The 18,313-nt window shown below is 60.2% G+C and carries 18 protein-coding genes and 3 pseudogenes; 9 read left to right on the forward strand and 12 right to left on the reverse strand.

Translation table 11 applies throughout. The features are described 5' to 3' along the window. Positions 1–2: 2 nt before the first annotated feature. The 3 genes from AB7245_RS45005 to AB7245_RS45015 all read right to left on the reverse strand — a co-directional run bounded on the left by AB7245_RS45005 (position 3) and on the right by AB7245_RS45015 (position 3,709). Positions 3–920, reverse strand: a complete 918-nt coding sequence (locus tag AB7245_RS45005) for a c-type cytochrome (RefSeq protein WP_354266383.1) — start codon at positions 918–920, stop codon at positions 3–5. Between the two features lie 67 nt (positions 921–987). Continuing rightward, complete coding sequence (locus AB7245_RS45010) at positions 988–1,257, reverse strand: hypothetical protein (protein ID WP_354266342.1); 270 nt, start codon at positions 1,255–1,257, stop codon at positions 988–990. A gap of 130 nt (positions 1,258–1,387) precedes the next feature. Further along, the gene (locus AB7245_RS45015; RefSeq protein WP_231145718.1) at positions 1,388–3,709 is read right to left on the reverse strand and encodes an FdhF/YdeP family oxidoreductase; all 2,322 of its coding nucleotides are present in this window, start codon (positions 3,707–3,709) and stop codon (positions 1,388–1,390) included. 159 nt (positions 3,710–3,868) lie between these two features. On the opposite strand from AB7245_RS45015, the gene AB7245_RS45020 reads away from it, so the two are divergent. Continuing rightward, on the forward strand, positions 3,869–4,591 hold the full coding sequence (locus AB7245_RS45020; protein WP_439035820.1) for a DUF72 domain-containing protein: 723 nt from the start codon (positions 3,869–3,871) through the stop codon (positions 4,589–4,591). 287 nt (positions 4,592–4,878) lie between these two features. Next, complete coding sequence (locus AB7245_RS45025) at positions 4,879–5,022, forward strand: hypothetical protein (RefSeq protein ID WP_231145716.1); 144 nt, start codon at positions 4,879–4,881, stop codon at positions 5,020–5,022. Between the two features lie 167 nt (positions 5,023–5,189). Here AB7245_RS45025 and AB7245_RS45030 read toward each other — a convergent pair whose 3' ends face one another. Continuing rightward, positions 5,190–5,324 carry a hypothetical protein gene (locus AB7245_RS45030; protein ID WP_425364326.1) on the reverse strand — a complete coding sequence of 45 codons (135 nt, stop codon included), beginning with the start codon at positions 5,322–5,324 and terminating at the stop codon, positions 5,190–5,192. A 722-nt stretch (positions 5,325–6,046) separates the two neighbouring features. Continuing rightward, positions 6,047–7,318 (reverse strand): DUF892 family protein, encoded by a 1,272-nt coding sequence (locus tag AB7245_RS45035; protein ID WP_283019012.1) that lies wholly within the window; start codon positions 7,316–7,318, stop codon positions 6,047–6,049. Between the two features lie 236 nt (positions 7,319–7,554). Between AB7245_RS45035 and AB7245_RS45040 the strand changes: the two genes are divergently transcribed. Further along, positions 7,555–8,073 carry a Crp/Fnr family transcriptional regulator gene (locus AB7245_RS45040; RefSeq protein ID WP_439035821.1) on the forward strand — a complete coding sequence of 173 codons (519 nt, stop codon included), beginning with the start codon at positions 7,555–7,557 and terminating at the stop codon, positions 8,071–8,073. Then, the gene (locus tag AB7245_RS45045) at positions 8,027–8,278 is read left to right on the forward strand and encodes a Crp/Fnr family transcriptional regulator (protein ID WP_231145713.1); all 252 of its coding nucleotides are present in this window, start codon (positions 8,027–8,029) and stop codon (positions 8,276–8,278) included. The genes AB7245_RS45040 and AB7245_RS45045 overlap by 47 nt, the downstream gene beginning before the upstream one ends. On the opposite strand, the gene AB7245_RS45050 is transcribed toward AB7245_RS45045, so the two are convergent. Continuing rightward, positions 8,268–8,492, reverse strand: a complete 225-nt coding sequence (locus AB7245_RS45050) for a DUF6894 family protein (protein ID WP_425364325.1) — start codon at positions 8,490–8,492, stop codon at positions 8,268–8,270. The genes AB7245_RS45045 and AB7245_RS45050 overlap by 11 nt on opposite strands. A 133-nt stretch (positions 8,493–8,625) precedes the next feature. Here AB7245_RS45050 and AB7245_RS45055 point away from each other — a divergent pair, with 133 nt between their 5' ends. The 4 genes from AB7245_RS45055 (at position 8,626) to AB7245_RS45070 (ending at position 12,825) form a co-directional block, all read left to right on the forward strand. Continuing rightward, entirely contained in the window at positions 8,626–9,141 is a 516-nt protein-coding gene (locus AB7245_RS45055; protein ID WP_231145712.1) for a YciE/YciF ferroxidase family protein, read from the forward strand. A 251-nt stretch (positions 9,142–9,392) separates the two neighbouring features. Next, complete coding sequence (locus AB7245_RS45060; RefSeq protein ID WP_231145711.1) at positions 9,393–9,674, forward strand: DUF3606 domain-containing protein; 282 nt, start codon at positions 9,393–9,395, stop codon at positions 9,672–9,674. A gap of 25 nt (positions 9,675–9,699) precedes the next feature. Beyond that, positions 9,700–11,934, forward strand: coding sequence for a glycogen debranching protein GlgX (glgX, locus tag AB7245_RS45065; protein WP_439035822.1), 2,235 nt, complete (start codon positions 9,700–9,702; stop codon positions 11,932–11,934). Between the two features lie 699 nt (positions 11,935–12,633). After that, a complete protein-coding gene (locus AB7245_RS45070) occupies positions 12,634–12,825 on the forward strand; it encodes a CsbD family protein (protein WP_231145709.1) in 192 nt (63 codons plus the stop codon). Between the two features lie 86 nt (positions 12,826–12,911). Here the strand turns inward: AB7245_RS45070 and AB7245_RS45075 are convergent. From AB7245_RS45075 to AB7245_RS45085, 3 genes and pseudogenes are all read right to left on the reverse strand, one after another. After that, positions 12,912–13,187, reverse strand: a pseudogene (locus AB7245_RS45075) (IS3 family transposase); the annotation flags it as partial. 37 nt (positions 13,188–13,224) lie between these two features. Next, a complete protein-coding gene (locus AB7245_RS45080; RefSeq protein ID WP_210168703.1) occupies positions 13,225–14,598 on the reverse strand; it encodes an IS30 family transposase in 1,374 nt (457 codons plus the stop codon). Between the two features lie 46 nt (positions 14,599–14,644). After that, a pseudogene (locus AB7245_RS45085) lies at positions 14,645–15,525 on the reverse strand (IS3 family transposase); the annotation flags it as partial. A gap of 55 nt (positions 15,526–15,580) precedes the next feature. Here AB7245_RS45085 and AB7245_RS45090 point away from each other — a divergent pair. Then, positions 15,581–15,784 (forward strand): annotated as a pseudogene (locus AB7245_RS45090) (septal ring lytic transglycosylase RlpA family protein); the annotation flags it as partial. Between the two features lie 1,083 nt (positions 15,785–16,867). Here AB7245_RS45090 and AB7245_RS45095 read toward each other — a convergent pair. The 3 genes from AB7245_RS45095 to AB7245_RS45105 all read right to left on the reverse strand — a co-directional run bounded on the left by AB7245_RS45095 (position 16,868) and on the right by AB7245_RS45105 (position 18,127). Continuing rightward, complete coding sequence (locus AB7245_RS45095) at positions 16,868–17,245, reverse strand: response regulator (RefSeq protein ID WP_085398616.1); 378 nt, start codon at positions 17,243–17,245, stop codon at positions 16,868–16,870. A gap of 77 nt (positions 17,246–17,322) precedes the next feature. Then, positions 17,323–17,685, reverse strand: coding sequence for a PRC-barrel domain-containing protein (locus AB7245_RS45100; RefSeq protein WP_085398621.1), 363 nt, complete (start codon positions 17,683–17,685; stop codon positions 17,323–17,325). Between the two features lie 217 nt (positions 17,686–17,902). Beyond that, positions 17,903–18,127 carry a hypothetical protein gene (locus AB7245_RS45105; protein WP_212479737.1) on the reverse strand — a complete coding sequence of 75 codons (225 nt, stop codon included), beginning with the start codon at positions 18,125–18,127 and terminating at the stop codon, positions 17,903–17,905. Positions 18,128–18,313: the final 186 nt, after the last annotated feature.

Here is an 18,313-nt window from a genome sequence, read left to right on the forward strand (position 1 = left end):
GATCAGGGACGAGGCGTCGGTCGCGGCGGCAGCGACTTAACATAAACGGCGATCGCCTTGCGATCGCTGTCCGGCAACATCGCCGTATTCCTGATAACATCGGCCATCGACGAGCCCACGCGGCCATGATTGGGCGTATTCCCGGTCTGCAACATCTCCGCCACCTGCTGCTCCGACCAATCACCGATGCGCGCCGGCGTTATATTCGGATAGAAGCCGGTACCTTCGGGATCCTGCCCCCCGGCATAACGGGTGGCTGATTTGATGCCGCCGAACAGGTCACGTGATGAATGGCATTCCGCGCAGTGAGCCAGCGCCTCGCTCAGATATCGGCCCCGATTCCAGGAATCGTCATGCCCGGCATCGGCCATGATCGGACCCGGCTCGAAGTAGAGCAGCTTCCAGAACCCGACAAAGCGCCGAACACCGAAAACCAAGTTGAGCTCGTGATCGGGCGCACGCCCCTTCACGGCCGGGAGCGTGCGCAGGTAGGCCATGAGATCCTGGACGTCCTCGGAGCGCATGTGCGTGAAGCTCGAATACGGAAATACGGGATAATAGTGGCGGCCATCTGGAGAAACTCCGCGCAGCAACGCGTTGGCAAGGTCTCTTGCGGTCCAGCTTCCAATCCCGTCTACCGGGTCCATCGAGATATTGGGTGCACGAAACGTCCCGAAAGGCGAGGCCAGCGCCAATCCGCCGCCAAGATGCATGCGATCAGCTTGGCCCGGCGAGGCATGGCAAGACGCGCAGTCGCCGGCCGCAAAGACGAGCTTCCCGCGCGCAGCATCGCCGGCGGTATCACAGACACCGCCGACCTCCGTTGTGGTGAAACGCGCGGGCGCAGTCAGGAACCAGATCCCCACAGCGGCGGCGACGATCGCGAAGACTGCTGAGATCAGCCAGAGGCGCCCGCGCATTCTCTCCTCGTTCGCTGCCGACGCCGAGTCCGCCGTGATCAGATCACCAGTGTCGATGATGGCGATACTACCGTCGATGACCGTAGTAAGGTCCGCCGTAAGCATAGCCGGGGCCGTAGGCGTAAGCGGGGCCATAAGCGTAGCCGGGGCCATAGCCCGGACCATATCCGTAAGGACCGTAGGCGCCGTAAGCTCCTGCCGCGAGTGCTCCGGCTGCGATTCCGAAGCCGATGCCCGGGCCGCCAAATCCGCCGCCGCGCCAATGTGCGTCGGCGGGGGTGACCGCGACTGTTGTAATCACGGCGACAGCGGCTCCAACTAATCCGATCTTCTTCATCTCAAACTCCAATCATCAAGTCGATGACGGTTCAATTCGGAAGGACCGTCGAAGTTTCTATTCACCTGTGGGCCAATGGCGAGCTCGGGGCCTATCGACGATACGAAAGGCACTGGCTCTGCAGCCGGGCTCAGCCCGTCGAGATCGGAATCTCGCCGCCTTCGATGATCTCCGGAATCATATCCTGGAACAGGCGCACCGGAACGGACTTCGCCGCGGGCACCTTGCTTCCTTCGGCATAGTGCCACAGCGGGATCAGGCCATTGCATTCCGGGTAGTAGCCGGCGAGGCTCTTGCGCGGAATATCGTAGGGCACGACCTGAAGTTCGCTCAGGCTCCGTTCGACACCATCGCCCGCTTCAGTGACCAACGTGACGGTATCTCCGGACTTCAGCCCGTCGTCCTCCATATCCGCTGGGTTCATCAGGACGACATACCGACTGCCCTGGATGCCCCTGAATCGATCGTCTTCCGTGTAAATCGTCGTGTTGAACTGACCATCGGCACGCATCGTCATCAGCTCATAGATGCCGTCGCCATCGCGCGGCGGCGCGAACGCCGCCTTCGGCACGGTGAAATTCGCCTTGCCATTGGGCGTCTTCCACTTGCGCTCGCGGGCTGGCAGCGGCCGAGGGAAGCCACCGGGTTCAAACATGCGTTCGTTGAAATCCTTGAACTGATCCGGATAGGTGCGTTCAATGGCGTCCCGCACCTGCGCATAATCCGCGACCCAGGCATCCCAGTCGACCGCGGGATTGGGCCCCAGCGTGGCTTTGGCCAGCGCGGCGACGATCGCCGGCTCTGACAAGAGATTGTCAGCGACCGGCTGGCGCTGACCGCGCGAGCCATGAATGCAGGTTGTCGAATCCTCCATCGATACGGCCTGCGGGCCGCTTGCCTGCTGGTCGATCTCGATCCGACCGAGACACGGCAGCAGATACGTCACCTCGCCCGGGACGATGTGGCTGCGATTGAGTTTTGTCGCGATCTGGACCGACAGGCGCAGGCCCGACCATGCGGGCTCCATCAGTGATCGCTCCGGGATTGCGCGCACAAAGTTGCCGCCAAGGCTGACGAAGCCGCGCACATCTCCTTTCAAAATGCCCTCGCAGGCATCCACGGTCGAAAGGCCGTCCCATCGCGGCGGCTCGAAGCCGTAGAGTTCGGCGAGCTTGTCGAGCGGCACAAGTTTGGTCTTTTCGGAGATGCCGACGGTACGCTGGCCCTGCACGTTGGAATGTCCGCGAATCGGGGAAATCCCCGCGCCAGGCTTGCCGATATTGCCGCGCAAGAGCAGCAGATTGACGATCATCTTGGCGGTTTCGACACCGTGCTTGTGCTGGGTGATGCCCATGCCGTAATTGGCGATGACGGCATTGGCCGCCATATAGGTGTTTGCCGCGTCGAGCATGGCGGTTCGTGAAAGTCCCGATGCTCGTTCGATCTGGCCCCAATCCTGGGCGCGGCAGAACGCGGCAAATTCATCGAAGCCGGCCGTATGCTGTTCGATGAACGCCACATCGACCACACGCGGACCACCGTTCGTTCGTGCGAGGTCATCCGACTCGACGATCCATTTACAGATGCCGGCAATGGCTGCGGCATCGCCCCCGATCCGCACCTGATGATATTGCGAGCTGATGCGCGTGCCGCCCGCAATCATCTGGACGGGACTTTGCGGATTGACGAAGCGCTCCAGTCCGCGCTCCCGGAGCGGATTGAATGTCACGATCGGTACGCCGCGCTGCGCCGCCTCCTGGAGCGGATGCAGCATGCGCGGCGCGTTCGTCGTGGTGTTGTGACCGAAGAAGAAGATGCAATCGGTCTCGTCGAAGTCTGTCAGCAGTACCGTTCCGACCGGTACGCCGATGACTTCCGGCAACGCCACCGATGTCGTTTCGTGGCACATGTTCGAGCTGTCAGGGAAGTTGTTGGTGCCGTACATCCGGCCGAACAGCTGGTACATATAGCTCGCTTCGAGCGAGGCACGGCCGGAGGTGTACATGATGACTGAGCGTGGATCGAGCGCATTCAATTCTGCGCCAATCTCCCGAAAGGCCTCGCTCCAGTCGACGGGCAGATATTTGTCGCTGCCGGGATCGTAGCGCATTGGCGTCGTCAGGCGCCCCTTCTCCTCCAATTGGTGATCAGACCAGGCTCGCAGCTCGGTAAGCGTGTGTTGCGCGAAAAAATCCGCCGTGACGGTCTTACCTGTTATCTCCCAAGCAGTCGCCTTGGCTCCGTTCTCGCAGAACTCGAACATGCGCGGCTCCGCCGGCTTGGCCCAGGAGCAGCTCACGCACATGAAGCCGCCAGCCTTGTTCTGCTTCAGCAGTATCTCGCTGCCGAGAAGTGCAACCTCTTCCTGCGTGAGGATGTGCGCCACCGCACTGAGCGAGCCCCAGCCGCCGGCCGGCGCATCGTATTTTTCAATCTTCGCTTTCTGCCGCATGCCGGGGTCCTCAACATAAAGTTTGTTAATGGAAAACCTGAGAGATCATCGCCAGTTCCTCAAAATCAGGAACATCGCCCTGGTCGGGGAGTCGATAGTTCTTTGGAAGCGTCATGCACGGCCGATTTGGCAATGCCGATAAGATTGGACGACGTTCGAATGGCACGCATTCTAATCGGCACCTCGGGCTGGCATTACGCATCCTGGCGAGGTCCGTTCTATCCTCGGGAGGTCCGGATCAAGGACCAGCTGCGCTACTATGCCGAGCAGTTCGACACCACGGAGCTGAACGGGGTGTTCTACCGCACGCCGACGCCGGAGGCAGTGACGGCGTGGCGAAAACAGACTGGCCGCGATTTTGTCTTTGCCTGGAAGGCGTCGAAGTTCATCACGCACTGGAAACGTCTTTCCGGTCGCTCCGAAAACAGTCTCGAGCTGCTAGAAGACAGCATTTCCCTCTTGCGCGGCAAGGCGGGGCCGATCCTGTTTCAGCTTCCGCCTCAGTTCGAGGTGGATCCCGAGCGGCTCGGCTCGTTCTTCAAGCTCTTGTCCAGGAAACGTCGCTATAGCTTCGAATTTCGTCACCCAAGCTGGTATCAGCCGAGGATTCTCCGAATGCTGTCCGACGAGAATATCTCACTCTGTCTATCCGACCATCACGATGCGCCAGCCCCATGGAAACGCACCTCCGACTTCGTTTATGTCCGTGGACATGGTCCAAGCGGACGCTACCACGGTCATTACTCGCAGATGGCGCTTGCCCAATGGGCCAAACGCGTGAAGTCTTGGAAGCGGCAAGGTTGCGACGTTTACGTCTATTTCGACAATGACCAAAAGAGTGCGGCGCCTGCCGATGCCCAGGCTTTGAGGAAGATGCTTTAGCGAAGACCGCGTTCCACGCGAATAGTATAGATTGTCGTAGTACCGTCGGGCATCTTCAACAGGCGCAGTATTGTCGCCCGTGTGCCGCCTCGGGATCGGTGACTTCTTGGCCGGACGCGTGGGTCGCGCCGCCCAGTAGATCAGCGTCTCAACCAGGATGGCGGCGGTCGTTGCATCAGCGCCGGGTGCCGAAGTCGGTAGCGGGTGACTCATCCCTCCGTTTCCGGTCTGGGCTGCCAATACGACAATACTACACGGTTATCGGAAGACAACTCAGGAGAACCACCATGAGACTCGCAATTACAGCAATCGTCCTCGCGACGGGAGCGGCACCCGCAATGGCTCAACAAAGCTCCCAACACAATATGCAAAACGAAGCCGGCCGGGCGGGAATTCATTTTGCAACGGCGCGCGCCTATCGCAAAATTTAACCCAATCAGCAGTGAGAAGGGCTCCGCAAATTGCCAGCCCGCTTGCACTACTTGTGGGGCGCGGCTTTAGTGCCACCCTGGTCGCTACCGGGGCCGGAGCCGCCCTGGCCGGATGGATCGGCGCCTTTCATCCCCTTCGATGCGTCATTGTTCATCCCAGTTGTGCTTTATTTCGTGCCGGCGGCCGACGGACCGACTTCGCCCTGCCCCGACGCACCAGGTGCGGGCTGACTGGTCTGGGCATAGGCGCTGGTCGTTGCAAGCGCAAAGACACAGGCTGCAGTGAGCATCAGGTGTTTCATTGGCGTCTCCCTTTCAGGTGAAACGTGTTCCTATTCCGCTCCCCCGCCCCTTGAATACTGCCTCACCGGCCTTCCGCAATTGGCGGTGCAGATCAGCTCCCCAGCGCGTTGCCTGCAGCCGGGTCATCCGCGATAGGAACGAAATGCACAAGCCAGCTCGGTCGGAGTTCACGCCACGAAGCCCTCACACATTGCACTTGTTCTGGCTATCGCCATTCCCTGTGCGGCCTTCGCCCAAGGCGGCGGAGGCGGTGCTGCCGGCGGATCCGCCAGCGGAAGCGCAGGCGGTGCGGCGTCCACCACGGGTACCGGAGGTTCGGGCGCATCAACTCCCTCCCGTGCGGGAGCAACGGGCACGGCGAACTCAGGCGCGACCGCAAGACCGTCGACCGCTGCTCCGAATGCAAATAAATACTCTACACGGTAACTGGCGCGCCAAAGCCACGATCCCAGTTGAAGCCGCAAAGGGACTGTGCCAGCACCCCGCTGCGTAAGACACGCAGGCATGGAGCGGGCCGCTCCGCCAGCTCGGCGAACGAGTTCGCTGCGAGTCCCGTCCGACGACACGCTCGCAGCGTGAGCAGGGGTATGGTCTCAAAGGCTGCCCCCGCTCGGCAAACTTATCGACGATTTGCTGTGGGTGAAAACGCGTCGCTCCGCGATTCCATGCCGGCGGCAACGATCTGGAGAGGGCATAAGTGCCCTCACCTCTTTCGTGTCTCTTACTCAGTCCGCTCAATAGCGGCCGGCATCTTTGCGATGGACATCAAAGAGCGCGCGACCTGATTGAGCAGTTGATCCGCGTTTTCCTCTTCGGCCAGCGATTTCGCGAGAAGGTTGACGATTTGACTGTGCCGCAGTTGCTGCGCCAGGCTGCGCGCCGTCGAATAGCCGGCAATCTCATAATGCTCGACGCGTTGGGCGGCGCCGATAAGGGCGAGATCGGCCGCGGCATCTTCCTTGTCCTCGCCCTCGGCGATGACTTCCTGGCCTTCTTCGACGAGGCCGGCCATCCCTTTGCAGGGCTTGGCGCGCGCCAATTTGCCAAGCAATCCGAAGCACTCGTTGATACGTTCGACCTGCGCTTCGGTCTCGGTGAGATGTTGTTCAAACAGCTCCCGCAGCTGATCGAACCGCGCGGCTTCGGCCATCTTTGGCAGGGCCTTGGTGAGCTGCTTTTCAGCATGCAGAATATCGCGAAGCTGGTCGATCAAAAGGTCGCCAAGGCCGGCTTCATCGACAGGTGACGAGCTCTCAGCGACGATTGCTGACGGTGCGGTCTCGCCGCCCGCTTGGATGGCCGGAGATTCTGTGAACACCCAATCGCTGCCCTCATTCCAGGGGCCGCGTGTATCGATTTCGCCGTGATCGCCGGTGCCAGTCGAGTCGTTGAAAAACTGATTGACCAGGCCCGGTGTGGGCGCGATGCGGCCAATGCTGAAGGCGGGCTTGTTCATGCTTTCCAGTGCAGCAGAAAACGCCTTCATGTGGGTGATTTCGCGGGTCATCAAGAACTGAAGCGCCTCCTTGGTCCCGGCATCGTCGCAGAAATTGATGAGACGCTCATAGACGATTTTGGCCCGCGCCTCGGCGGCGATGTTGCTGCGCAAATCGACATCAAGTTCACCGGTGATCTTGAGATAATCCGCCGTCCAGGCGTTGCCTTGGGAATTGAACAGATTGACGCCGCCGCCTCCCGCAATGGCGATTAAGGGATCAGCCTCGGCCGCCTCGCGATCGAACTTGGCGGGCTTCAGATGCATGCGGGCCAGGGTGCCGACCACCTCAAGGTGACTGAGTTCCTCGGTGCCGATATCCATCAGAAGATCCTTGCGGTCGGGATCCTCGCAGTTGAGTCCCTGAATGGAATATTGCATGGCTGCGGCCAACTCGCCGTTGGCGCCGCCGAATTGCTCGAGCAACATGTTGCCGAACCGCACGTCGGGCTCGTCGACACGCACGGTGAACATCAGCTTTTTGACATGGTGGTACATTGAACGCCTCAACGGTGTGAGAAAGATACTTCTCGAACCGGCAGTCCGAGACGTTGTTCCTAAGAAGAGGCGGTGGTGACGAGAGGCGACCATCTTTCTTTTTTACCGAACCCGGCTTCCTGTTTTGCGTGATGGGGAACAGCGATTACTTTAACATTTGGGAAGAAATCACATTTGACCGCTGGGTTTCTTTTATTTTTGGATATGCTCGCTTGTCCAGTTCATAGGGCCGCCCCATGACCGCCTTAGCCGCAGCACTTGTTACGAAGTTGAAGGTTTCGAACAATCTGAGTGAGGATGATGTACAAGCCATCGAGGCGCTGCCGATACGCCGGCGTGATCTTGAGGCACAGCAACGCATTGTCGCCGACGGAGACAGGCCAACCGACTGCTGCTTGTTGTTTAGTGGCTTCGCCTACCGGGCCAAAACAATCATCGATGGACGGCGGCAGGTCCTATCTCTGCATATTCCAGGCGAAATCCCGGATATGCAGAGCTTGTACCTGCATGTGATGGACCACGACCTTATAATGATGACGCCATGCGTGGTCGGTTTGATCTCGCACGACGCGGTCAAAGCGCTTGGTCGCGCACAACCTGCTGTGGCGGACGCCTTTTGGCGCGAAACACTCATTGATGCTGCCATATTTCGGGAATGGATCGTCAATGTGGGCGCACGGCCTGCGAATGCTCGTGGCCCATTTGCTGATGGAACTCTATCGCCGGTTGGAAGTGATCGGGCAGGCAAAGGATGATGAATTCGTCTTTCCGATCACCCAGGCCGATCTCGGCGATTGCCTGGGCCTTTCAGCGGTCCATGTGAACCGGGTCTTGCAGGAACTGCGCCGTGAGGGCTTCGTCGAAGTACAGCGCGGTCGCTTTCGCATTCTGGAACGCGCGAAGCTGGAAGCCTTCGGCAGCTTCGAAGACGGCTACCTGCATTTGAAGCCTACAAGTTAGCGGTCGTCGTCGTTGCCTGTATATCAATCCGGAATATGATCTCGCCGTCACGCCTCACTTCAAGCGTCCAGCACCCGCCGGGGATCAGAGCGCTCTCGATGTCCCGCACGGTGAGGACCGCCTCGCGCCAAGCTGCCGTGTCGTCAGGCAACTCGGTACCCTCGTTATCTTCGAAGGGGTGACCGTTTGCGATACTGAAGAAGTAGCGAGACATGATAGGCGAACGTGGTCAATCATCCCTCGTTCCTCGGGGCGCCGAACTGTCCACTCGCCCGCTCGCCGGCCGCCGGGTGATCGAGGAACCGTAACCCTACGCCGCGTTGCAGGTTGTTTCAAAGGAGGATCGGATGGGTTTATTCACGAAAGACATCAAGACGATGGACGACCTGCTGCTTCACGGCGTTCAGGACATCTATTACGCCGAACAGCAGATCATGAAAGCTTTGCCGAAGATGATCGATCTGGCGACCAATCGCGATTTGGCGACCGGCCTTCGGAGCCACCTGGAGGAGACCCAGAAGCAGGTTGAGCGCCTTCAGAAGGTCTTCGCGAAGCTCGGAAAGGAGCCGAGCGGCACCCAATGCCCGGCGATTGACGGCATCATCAAAGAGGCGAACGAGACGGCCGGCGAGATTGAAGACAAAGCGGTTCTCGATGCCGCCATCGTGGCCAATTCGCAAGCGGTCGAACACTACGAAATGTGCCGCTACGGAACGCTGATTGCGTGGGCGGAAGAATTGGGGCACCAGGATATCGTCCGGTTCCTTACCACCAATTTGAATGAGGAAAAGGCGGCAAATACGAAGCTCAATACGATCGCCCTGCGCAAGGACGTCAATAAAAAAGCCTCGACCGCGGCGTAAGGCGCGGAACCACCGCCGGCCCCCAGAGGTTGGTGCGGCGTATCAGTGGTGCTGACAACGCTTCCCCCGGTGATGTCGGCTTTGAAGAACCCCGCGTCCCTTGGCCGGGGTTTTTCTCTTTTCGCCAGCCGCAAGGCCCCCCGGATGGCGGAGGATGTTGGAAGCCGTTGCTCCTCTTGCCACTCGGATTTGAGGATCGCCAGGAACTTCGCTCTCAAGTCCTTGTTACGGCTAAAGACCGTGAGGATGCCATGCTTCGATCAAAGCCACAGCCAATTCGAAACAAGCTTGATCTCGGTGACCGCGCGCAAGTGCGCCTGATAAAAAAGCGGTTACGTCTTTCGGAGACAGAGCTGAGCGCAATTGTCGGACGGATCGGCAACTCGATTTCCGCTATCGGCAAAGAAGCGACGGCGCAGCGCGCGAGCATCATTCCGCAGCCGCCGCAGCTTCCACCGGCTGCGGTAATCGTGACCGTAGTAGGGTCCGATCCGGCAGCATCCGACATCTCAATGAACGAAAAGGCCCCCTAGCGGGGCTGTTCTTTTGGGGGCAGCAATGAACGAACAAACATCATCTCGTGACGAATTGACGCGCGCGGCCGCGAGCTTGCGGCGCTCTCGTGTGACGGAGGGCAGGCCATTCCCCCTGGGAGCCACGTGGGACGGCCTCGGGGTCAATTTTGCGCTGTTTTCGGCGCACGCAACGAAGGTCGAGCTTTGCCTGTTCGATGAGACAGGCGCGACCGAGCTCGAACGTATCGAACTTCCCGAATACACCGATGAAGTCTGGCATGGCTACCTGACGTCGGCCCGGCCTGGCACGGTCTACGGCTACCGCGTTTACGGTCCGTATGAACCGGACGCCGGTCATCGCTTCAACCCCAATAAGCTGGTGCTCGCCCCTTACGCAAAGCAACTGGTTGGCAATCTGATTTGGGGACCCGAAGTATTTGGATATCAGCTCGATCGCCCGGACAGAGACTTATCGTTCGATACGCGCGACAGTGCCCCCTTGATGCAAAAGTGCCGGGTCATCGACCCGGCTTTCACCTGGGGAACGTCGCGCAAGCCGGAGGTGCTGTGGGAGCGAACCATTTTCTACGAGATGCACGTCAAGGGCTTTACCCAACTGCATCCCCTGATTCCCGAAGCGGAGCGCGGCACTTTTCTTGGTCTGGCACACCCGGACGTCCCCGCTTACTTGCGATCGCTCGGTATTACGAGCGCTGAGCTTTTGCCAATCCACGCCTTCGTCGATGACAGCTATCTGGCGGAAAAGGGCCTGCGCAACTACTGGGGGTATAATTCGATCGGGTTTTTCGCGCCGGAGCCGCGTTACCTGAAGACGCCGTTCCCGTCCGAATTCAAAACCATGGTCAATCAATTTCACGCCCATGGTGTCGAAGTCATCCTAGATGTGGTCTACAATCACACCGCTGAAGGCAACGAACTCGGGCCTACCCTCTCTTTCAAAGGCATCGACAACGCCAGTTATTACCGTCTGATGCCGGACAAGAAGCGTTACTACATTAACGATACCGGCACCGGAAACACGGTCAATCTATCGCACCAACGGGTGCTTCAGCTGGTTGCAGACTCATTGCGTTATTGGGCGACCGAGATGCGGGTCGACGGCTTTCGCTTCGACTTGGCCACCATTTTGGCGCGAGAGCCTTATGGCTTTGATGAGGGCGGCGGGTTTCTTGATGCATGTCGGCAGGACCCCGTTCTGTCGTCGGTAAAACTGATTGCCGAACCATGGGACATTGGTCCCGGCGGCTATCAGGTGGGGCAGTTCCCGCCCGGTTGGGCCGAGTGGAATGACAAATTCCGAGACACGGCGCGCGCCTTCTGGAAGGGCGACGCCGGCACGATGCAGGATCTGGCCAAGCGCCTCTCGGGATCCGGCGACCTTTTCAACAAGCGCGGCCGCCGACCTTGGGCGAGCGTGAATTTCGTCACCGCACATGATGGCTTCAACTTGAACGACCTCGTCTCCTATAACGATAAGCACAACGAGGCCAATGGCGAGGACAATCGCGACGGTCACAGCAACAACCATTCCTGGAATTGTGGAACTGAGGGACCAACCGACGATCCCGAAATCGCCTCTCTACGCGAGCGCCAAAAGCGCAACTTGCTTGCCACGATGCTGCTGTCCCACGGCACGCCGATGCTTCTTGCGGGCGATGAGTTCGGCCATACGCAGGCGGGTAACAATAACGCCTATGCCCAAGATAACGAGACGACGTGGCTGAACTGGATGGGTATATCCTCGCAAGGCCGGTCCCTGCGGGAATTTGTCCGCAAGTTGATCGCCTTGCGCAAGGCCTTTCCCATCCTTTATCGCAGCCGTTTCCTGGTGGGATCGCGCAATGAAGAGCTGGACGTCAACGACGTCACGTGGCTTTCGCCGTCCGGCGAAGAGATGATGACCGAGCAGTGGCAGGATGGCAACGCGAAGTGTTTTGGCATGCTGCTGGACGGCCGTGCGCAAGAGACAGGTATCAAGCGCCGCGGCTCGGATGCAACCATGCTTCTTGTCTATAACGCGCACTATGACGTGGTAAATTTCACGCTGCCGGCGGTGCCTGAAGGCCACTCTTGGTTGGGCCTGATCGACACCAACCAGCCTGAAGCGCAATTGCCGACCTTTGAATTTGGTCACGTCTATGCGGTGACGGGCCGGTCTCTGCTTGCCTTGGGCCTGGCTTCCGAGGCGCACGCCTCCCGACGCCTGCGCCAGGGTCTCGGAGCTCTGCTCGATATCAGCGAGACGCCACTCGAATGAGAGCAGCCCCGCGTTGGTTTGATGGAGACAGGATCTCCAATGTCCATCGTCATGCAGTTGCGGTTCGTCGAAAATCTCCTGTATTTTCTCGCAAGCTGACTGATCGCGAACGGTTTGGAGAGAAGATGCGTGGCTGGATCAAGAACTATGCACGATGGCGTTCCGTGTGTAGCCGGTGGTGAAGCAACCTTCAGGCCAGGCCGCAAAGCTTCCTAGTGTCGCCGCCAGTTCTCCCTGACGTCTCCGGCATGACCACGTCGGATCCGGATGGGCGTCGTCCTTGATCAACTTCAGCGCCTGACCGGGCGTCGCGGCCTCCGAAATCTACCCCAGATCGCTCAGCGGCGAATTGTGAAGCCGGGATCGAGGGTGAGTCCTGCTTCAGCGGCTGATCGCGCCTCCTTGAGTTCCCCGCCAGCGCCAGCGCGGTAGCAAAGTGAAAACGCGACAGCGCGTGATTTCGATTGGCCTCAAGGCTACGCCGAAACCATTCGATTGCTTCCCGGTCTGCATGGACGCTCAACTTGCCCAGCCCAACAAACATATACCACAGGAAGGTGCGCGTATCGGGTGGGAATGGCGTTCGGGATCGACTTGGCTGCTGCCTCGCCACACGAGGTTGTTGTACGCCGGCGCTCCTTGAGGAACTACTTCGCGAAGCTTTCGTTGGCCTATTCCCGAACGCAAAGGAACACGATAATGGACCGCGAACATGTCAAGGGAGCTGCCGACAAGGTAAAAGGCGCGATCAAAGAAGGTGCCGGCAAGCTCAGTGGCGACAAGGATCTGGAAGCTGAAGGCAAGATCGATAAGGCCAAGGGATCCGCGCACAACGCTGCTGGAGATGTGAAGGACGCAGCGCGGGACGCCGTCGACGCCCTCAAGAAGTAAGCAGAAGAGGGAAGACCAAGAACTAGCCGCTTCCGGGCGGCATTTTCTTTTTGAGTTGCTGCCGGTTTGATGGACACCCGGTTAAGCTAATCCCCCAGCTTGCGCTCGAACTCAACCGGGCTGAGATAGCCGATGGTCGAGTGCCTGCGGGTCGTGTTGTAAAATCGTTCGATGTACTCGAACACATCGGCGCGTGCCTCATCTCTGGTTCGATAAATCTTGTTGGCCGTACGCTCGGTCTTGAGCGAGGAGAAGAAGCTCTCCATCGCCGCGTTGTCCCAGACGTTGCCGGAGCGGCTCATGCTGCAAACGATGCCGTGGTCGGCCATCAGGCGCTGGAACTGCTCGCTGGTGTACTGGGCGGATTCAAACGGTCGTCGCAACACCAGTTGTTTTCACTCATAACAGCAATTCGTCAAGCGCCTCCGCCGGCGTTTTCCAGCCTAGTGTCTTTCTCGGACGGGCATTGAGGGCCGCTGCCACAGCGGATATCTCGTCGGCGCTATGGATGCTGAGGTCTGTGCCTTTCGGGAAGTACTGTCGCAGCAACCCGTTGGTGTTCTCGTTAGTACCGCGCTGCCAAGGGCTTTGCGGGTCGCAGAAGTAGACCTGGATACCCGCATCGATCTTGAGACGATCGTGCTGAGCCATTTCGGCTCCCTGATCCCAGGTCAGCGAGCGACGCAGTTCTTCGGGCAAGGTGATGACGGTGCGCGTGATCGCGTCGCGCACGGCCTCGGCCCCGTGTCCCGCGAGCGCAGGTCCGTTCTTCGCGCGCGGAGCTTCGCCGTGCCCCGCCAACCGGGGAAGGTGCAATAGCATCGTGAAGCGCGTCGTGCGCTCGACCAGCGTGCCGATTGCCGAGCTGCCAAGACCGAGGATGAGGTCTCCCTCCCAATGTCCCGGCACTGCTCGATCGGCAGCTTCAGCAGGGCGCTCACTGATCATGATCTCCGGCGAGACAAACCCCTTGCCTCGCCTGCGTACGCGCGCCCTGGGCATCCGTAATACACGCCCGGTTCGCAAGCAGGCCGTCAGCTCGCGGCGCAGCGCCCCACGGCCCTGAACGAAGAGAGCTTGATAGATAGCTTCGTGGCTGATGCGCATCGTCTTGTCGTCCGGGAAGTCGATCGGCAAGCGTCGGGCAATCTGCTCGGGACTCCAGGCTTTGGCCCATCGCCGATCCTTGCGTGGGCCATGCCGGCGGCCCTTCCACAGAACGGCGGGACCAGGAACGAGCGCGCCGCTCGGGGCTACGACGCCGCCAGCAAGTCTCTCCTCCACATAAGTGCGCAAGGTTGCATTGAGCGCAAGCTTGGTCGGCTTGGGTCGGCGGGCGGATCGATTCGCATGCCATTGGGCAGTTGTTGCCCGATACTCCAACCCGCCGCCGCGGGTAGCCGCGTTGCGTCGCAGTTCACGGGATATTGTCGAAGCAGCCCGCCCCAGGCGACGTCCAATCTCTTGCCTGGAATGGCCCTGCACCTTGAGGAGTGCGATCTCCTCGCGCTCTACCAATGAGAGGTACCGCCCGGAGAGTACCTTTGCCGAAGATCTGAACATCGCTGGTGGCATGCCGCCCGCCTTTCGGAATAATCTGCTTCCGACAGGTTGTGACAATCCGGCTTCCAGCGCAGCATCCTCGCTGCTTAGCCCCGCGGCAATCGCCAGCCAAAATCTATTCTGTTCATCGCGTCCTGCAACAGACGGCCGTCCTGGCGATGGCAATGGGGCTCGTCCTGACCGCGCCGATCGGCGCCTTACAACGTTCATCGCAACCTCCAACCTCCGAGTGTTGCGACGACCGTTTGAATCCGCCCTGGCTGCCCTGGTCGGAGTGATGCAACAGCGCATCCGGCTTGCCGCGCCGCCAGACGGCCATCAACAATGCGTCCGTCACGAGCTGTGCCGTCATGGCGGCACTCATCGACCAGCCCACCACGCGGCGTGAGAACAGGTCGATCACCGCTGCGACATAGAGCCAGCCTTCGGCCGTCCAGAGATAGGTGAAGTCGGCGATCCACTTCTGGTTCGGCCGCTCGGCGGCGAACTGCCGGTCAAGGAGGTTCGCCGGTACGGTCTCGAGCTGTCGATCGCCGCTGTCCTTCGGCAAGCGCCGACGTCGCGGCCGCGCCCGCAAGCCTTGCAGGCGCATCAGCCGCTCAATCCGGTGCAGGCCGCAATCCGCCCCATCGGCGAGCAGGTCACGCCACACCCGGCGTGCGCCATAGGTGCGGTCGCTGGCGGCGAAGCTGGCCTTGACCTTGCCGCCGAGCTCCTCGTCGCTGCGGGATCTGGCGCTGGGAGAGCGGTTCAGCCAGGCATGGAAGCCCGACCGCGACACTCCCAGCGCATCGCATAGCCATGCCACCGGCCAGATCGTCCGGTGCTTCGCGACGAAGGCGAACTTCATGTCGCTTCCTTCGCGAAGTAGGCTGCGGCCTTTTTTAGGATATCCCGCTCGGCCTTCAGCTTGGCGACCTCACGGCGCAGCCGCTCGATCTCCTGCTGCTCCGGCTTCATCTGCCCGTGGCCGGGAAAGGCTTGCGCCGAGTCGGAGCCCAACTCCTTCACCCATTTGCGCAGTACGTTCTCATGAACATCCAGGTCACGGCCGGCTTGCGCCACCGACACCCCACGTTCCCGCACCAGCTTGACCGCCTCGACCTTGAACTCGCGGCTGGACTTCCGTCTTTTCATCGCCACCTCCGGCTTCATGAAACACCTAATCTTGGTGTCCATCAAACCGGCAGCAGCTCAAACTGCTGCTCATCGCAATCTGCCGTTCGGCACGCATGTTCGCGTTACCGACCTTAAGAACAGCAAATCGGTGGTCGTTCGTATCACCGATCGCGGACCATAGATTCGCGGTCGCGTCATCGACCTCTCGCTCGCCGCCGCGCGCAGCTTGGGGTTTACCAACCGTGGCGTCGCCCAGGTTCGTGCTGAGGTGTTGTAACAGACGTCAATTGCCCTGCGAAAACGCGCAGGCACGGGGCCTGTGATTTCAGGCCGGGCCTCGCTTTTACCGCTTCACACGAGTCGGCACTGTGGTCCGCTTCGCTTCAAGATGCGAAGAACTCAACCTGAGCAAATCTAGTCCGCCGTGCCTCGCTGAGCGGACGTCAATGAGGTGCGCAGCTACTTTGCTGATGGGCCACACTCAGACATGAAGAGGCCGCCAACAAGGCGAGACTCAACTCAAATGTCTGCGGAGCTTCTTGATATCCTCCCGCAGATCGGATGCGTACTCTTCGATAATCTGGCGCGCCTCCGCCGAGCGGGAAGGCTTTGGCTCCGGCACGCCGCCTTTGCTTGGGGCTGGTTGGTCGGGTTGGTTCATGAGTTCCGTGGTTAGATGAAAACCAAAAGGGCCATTGAGTTAAATCAATGGAAGCCAGTTACGATGGGCGGATGGAAAGAGGCCTTAGCAAGGCGACCTTAGGTCCCCGTATTTCGTTGGGACAGGCGGGCATGTCCCAAAGGTCTAGAGTCGGACATTCCGCCTGCGCACGTTTAATTGGCGTGGTTAAGCACCGCAAAGTGAATTGAGCGCAGCGTTCAGTGTGTTGTGGCGTCTTCGATGATCTGCACGCTTGCACGAATGCCCGCCCGATGGAGCTTCAGCAAACCCTGCGCTAGTTGCCGAAGGTCATTTCGGGCCGGTCCGGGGGGAAGCTTGCGCGCCCGGCGAAGTATGTCCGCAACCTGCACCATGATCGGTATTTTAGGAGTTCGAACTTTCATTGCTCGCTCTTGGGCGTAAAGGCCGGTGCGAAGGGACGAACGGCAAAGCGAACATAGTAGGTCACTTCAGACATCGGTCTCGTCCTTGCATTTGCGCGCAAGCCGGCCGAGCGCGTCTTTTCGAAGGAGGACAAAGGCCTGCTGCGGGACTGGATGGCGGTAGCGGAGGCTTGCGCTGCGGCCGCATGCAAGGCCAAGGCATCGCCGGCGCGCTCGACCATCCGCTGATCCGCCGCCCACCATTGCGGGCTTGATCGAAGGATCGGAGTCTCACAACGATCCCGGTTCGACCCGGCTAGGCTCGGGTATCCAGTAGCTGCGAGACAGCGGCAGCCAATTGCGCCGGCGCAAAGGGCTTCTCGATCAGGAGGCTGCCATCGACGCCTTGCGATTTCCAGTCTGGCGCGCTGGCGCTCGTCATGTAGACCACGGGAAAGCCAGGCGTGATTTCCCTTATCTGCCGCGCCAGCTCCCATCCGCTGATGCCATCACCCAGGTTGACGTCAGTCAGCAGCGCCCGACACCCTTCGCGGCCGTCGCGAAAGGTCGACAGGGCCGCCTCTCCCGTATGGACCGAGCAGGCCTCGAAACCGCCGCCGGACAAGACGTCCTCGACGAAGCTGCAGATCAGCGCTTCATCCTCCACGACCAGAACACGAACGGCATTACTCACTTTTCAGGTCTCCTCGGCGACCGATGCGGTCGTCTCGCGTGGCGGCGGGCGCGTCGGCCCGCGGGTGCTGTGCGGCCTCAAGCCACCGGCACACCGTAGTAGGCGTTCACGGAGCGCGTGGTCGCCGGGTCGCTCCAGTTCCAACTGCTCTCGTCGGCGTATTTGGGAGCGCCGCGGAGCTGGTCCTGGGCGATGCCGGTGACATAACCGCCGAGGTTGGTGTCGTATTTCAGCGCCTGCCAGGGCAGCGGATAATGATCATCGCCGATGCCGAGCAGGCCGCCGAAGCTGAGCACGGCGTACGACACCTTTCCGCCGACCTTGTCGATCATGACGCGCTCGATGTAGCCGACCTTTTCTCCGTCGGCCCCGTACACGTTCGTGCCCTCGACCTTGTCGCTCCCGATCAGGCTGAAGGTCTCGCGATCTTCCATGGCCATGTTGACCTCCCTCTGTTGTTCTGGAGTCAACGGGACGACGACGGCTCCGTTCCTGGCGGACGCCTCGGCGGCGGCGTTCACGCCGTCGGCAGCGACCGCCAGATGGAGCGGCTGGTGGAGCTGGGTCTCGTGGAAACACACATCGGCAGATCCAGCAGCAAGGCCTGGCCGGATGAAAGCGGTGTCCAAAGGTGTCGATGAGGGCCGGGATCGGTAGTCAGGCTTTTAGATCGAACTGGATGCGCAGCCTGTCGGCTATTGCTTCGATCATCTCGCAACGATCCGCGTCCCGCTGCGGCCCGTCCCTCATGATCTCGACTTTCCAGGAATCTTCGTGCGGCACGACCGAGATCGCCAGGTCCGTCGGCCAGTCGCTGATGTCTTCCATCTCCAGCCTGATGGCAGACTCCAGTTCCTCGCGGGTTTTCGCCGGCTTCTTCAAGCTGGTTCTCTCACCGCGCGGAACGGGACCACCGCCTTTGGCTATCCGCGCGAGCGCATGTTATTGAACAGCGGGCATTACGCCTTTGGCTATCCGCTACAGGCGCCGTACTCTCAAACGGCGGGCGGTGGTCCAACGAGTCAAAGGCTTTGCCGGGAAATTGTTCCGACCGGCCGGTTACGGATG

Origin of the sequence: Bradyrhizobium sp. 604_D8_N2_3 (genome assembly GCF_051810765.1) — a bacterium.
Taxonomy (GTDB): Bacteria; Pseudomonadota; Alphaproteobacteria; order Rhizobiales; family Xanthobacteraceae; genus Bradyrhizobium; species Bradyrhizobium barranii.

Excerpts from the sequence above, each read along its gene's own strand:
- AB7245_RS45005 (WP_354266383.1), bottom strand. The coding sequence starts at position 920 with ATGCGCGGGCGCCTCTGGCTGATCTCAGCAGTCTTCGCGATCGTCGCC.
- AB7245_RS45010 (WP_354266342.1), bottom strand. The coding sequence starts at position 1,257 with ATGAAGAAGATCGGATTAGTTGGAGCCGCTGTCGCCGTGATTACAACA.
- AB7245_RS45015 (WP_231145718.1), bottom strand. The coding sequence starts at position 3,709 with ATGCGGCAGAAAGCGAAGATTGAAAAATACGATGCGCCGGCCGGCGGC.
- AB7245_RS45020 (WP_439035820.1), top strand. The coding sequence starts at position 3,869 with ATGGCACGCATTCTAATCGGCACCTCGGGCTGGCATTACGCATCCTGG.
- AB7245_RS45025 (WP_231145716.1), top strand. The coding sequence starts at position 4,879 with ATGAGACTCGCAATTACAGCAATCGTCCTCGCGACGGGAGCGGCACCC.
- AB7245_RS45030 (WP_425364326.1), bottom strand. The coding sequence starts at position 5,324 with ATGAAACACCTGATGCTCACTGCAGCCTGTGTCTTTGCGCTTGCAACG.
- AB7245_RS45035 (WP_283019012.1), bottom strand. The coding sequence starts at position 7,318 with ATGTACCACCATGTCAAAAAGCTGATGTTCACCGTGCGTGTCGACGAG.
- AB7245_RS45040 (WP_439035821.1), top strand. The coding sequence starts at position 7,555 with ATGACCGCCTTAGCCGCAGCACTTGTTACGAAGTTGAAGGTTTCGAAC.
- AB7245_RS45045 (WP_231145713.1), top strand. The coding sequence starts at position 8,027 with ATGGAACTCTATCGCCGGTTGGAAGTGATCGGGCAGGCAAAGGATGAT.
- AB7245_RS45050 (WP_425364325.1), bottom strand. The coding sequence starts at position 8,492 with ATGTCTCGCTACTTCTTCAGTATCGCAAACGGTCACCCCTTCGAAGAT.
- AB7245_RS45055 (WP_231145712.1), top strand. The coding sequence starts at position 8,626 with ATGGGTTTATTCACGAAAGACATCAAGACGATGGACGACCTGCTGCTT.
- AB7245_RS45060 (WP_231145711.1), top strand. The coding sequence starts at position 9,393 with ATGCTTCGATCAAAGCCACAGCCAATTCGAAACAAGCTTGATCTCGGT.
- glgX (WP_439035822.1), top strand. The coding sequence starts at position 9,700 with ATGAACGAACAAACATCATCTCGTGACGAATTGACGCGCGCGGCCGCG.
- AB7245_RS45070 (WP_231145709.1), top strand. The coding sequence starts at position 12,634 with ATGGACCGCGAACATGTCAAGGGAGCTGCCGACAAGGTAAAAGGCGCG.
- AB7245_RS45080 (WP_210168703.1), bottom strand. The coding sequence starts at position 14,598 with ATGAACGTTGTAAGGCGCCGATCGGCGCGGTCAGGACGAGCCCCATTG.
- AB7245_RS45100 (WP_085398621.1), bottom strand. The coding sequence starts at position 17,685 with ATGGCCATGGAAGATCGCGAGACCTTCAGCCTGATCGGGAGCGACAAG.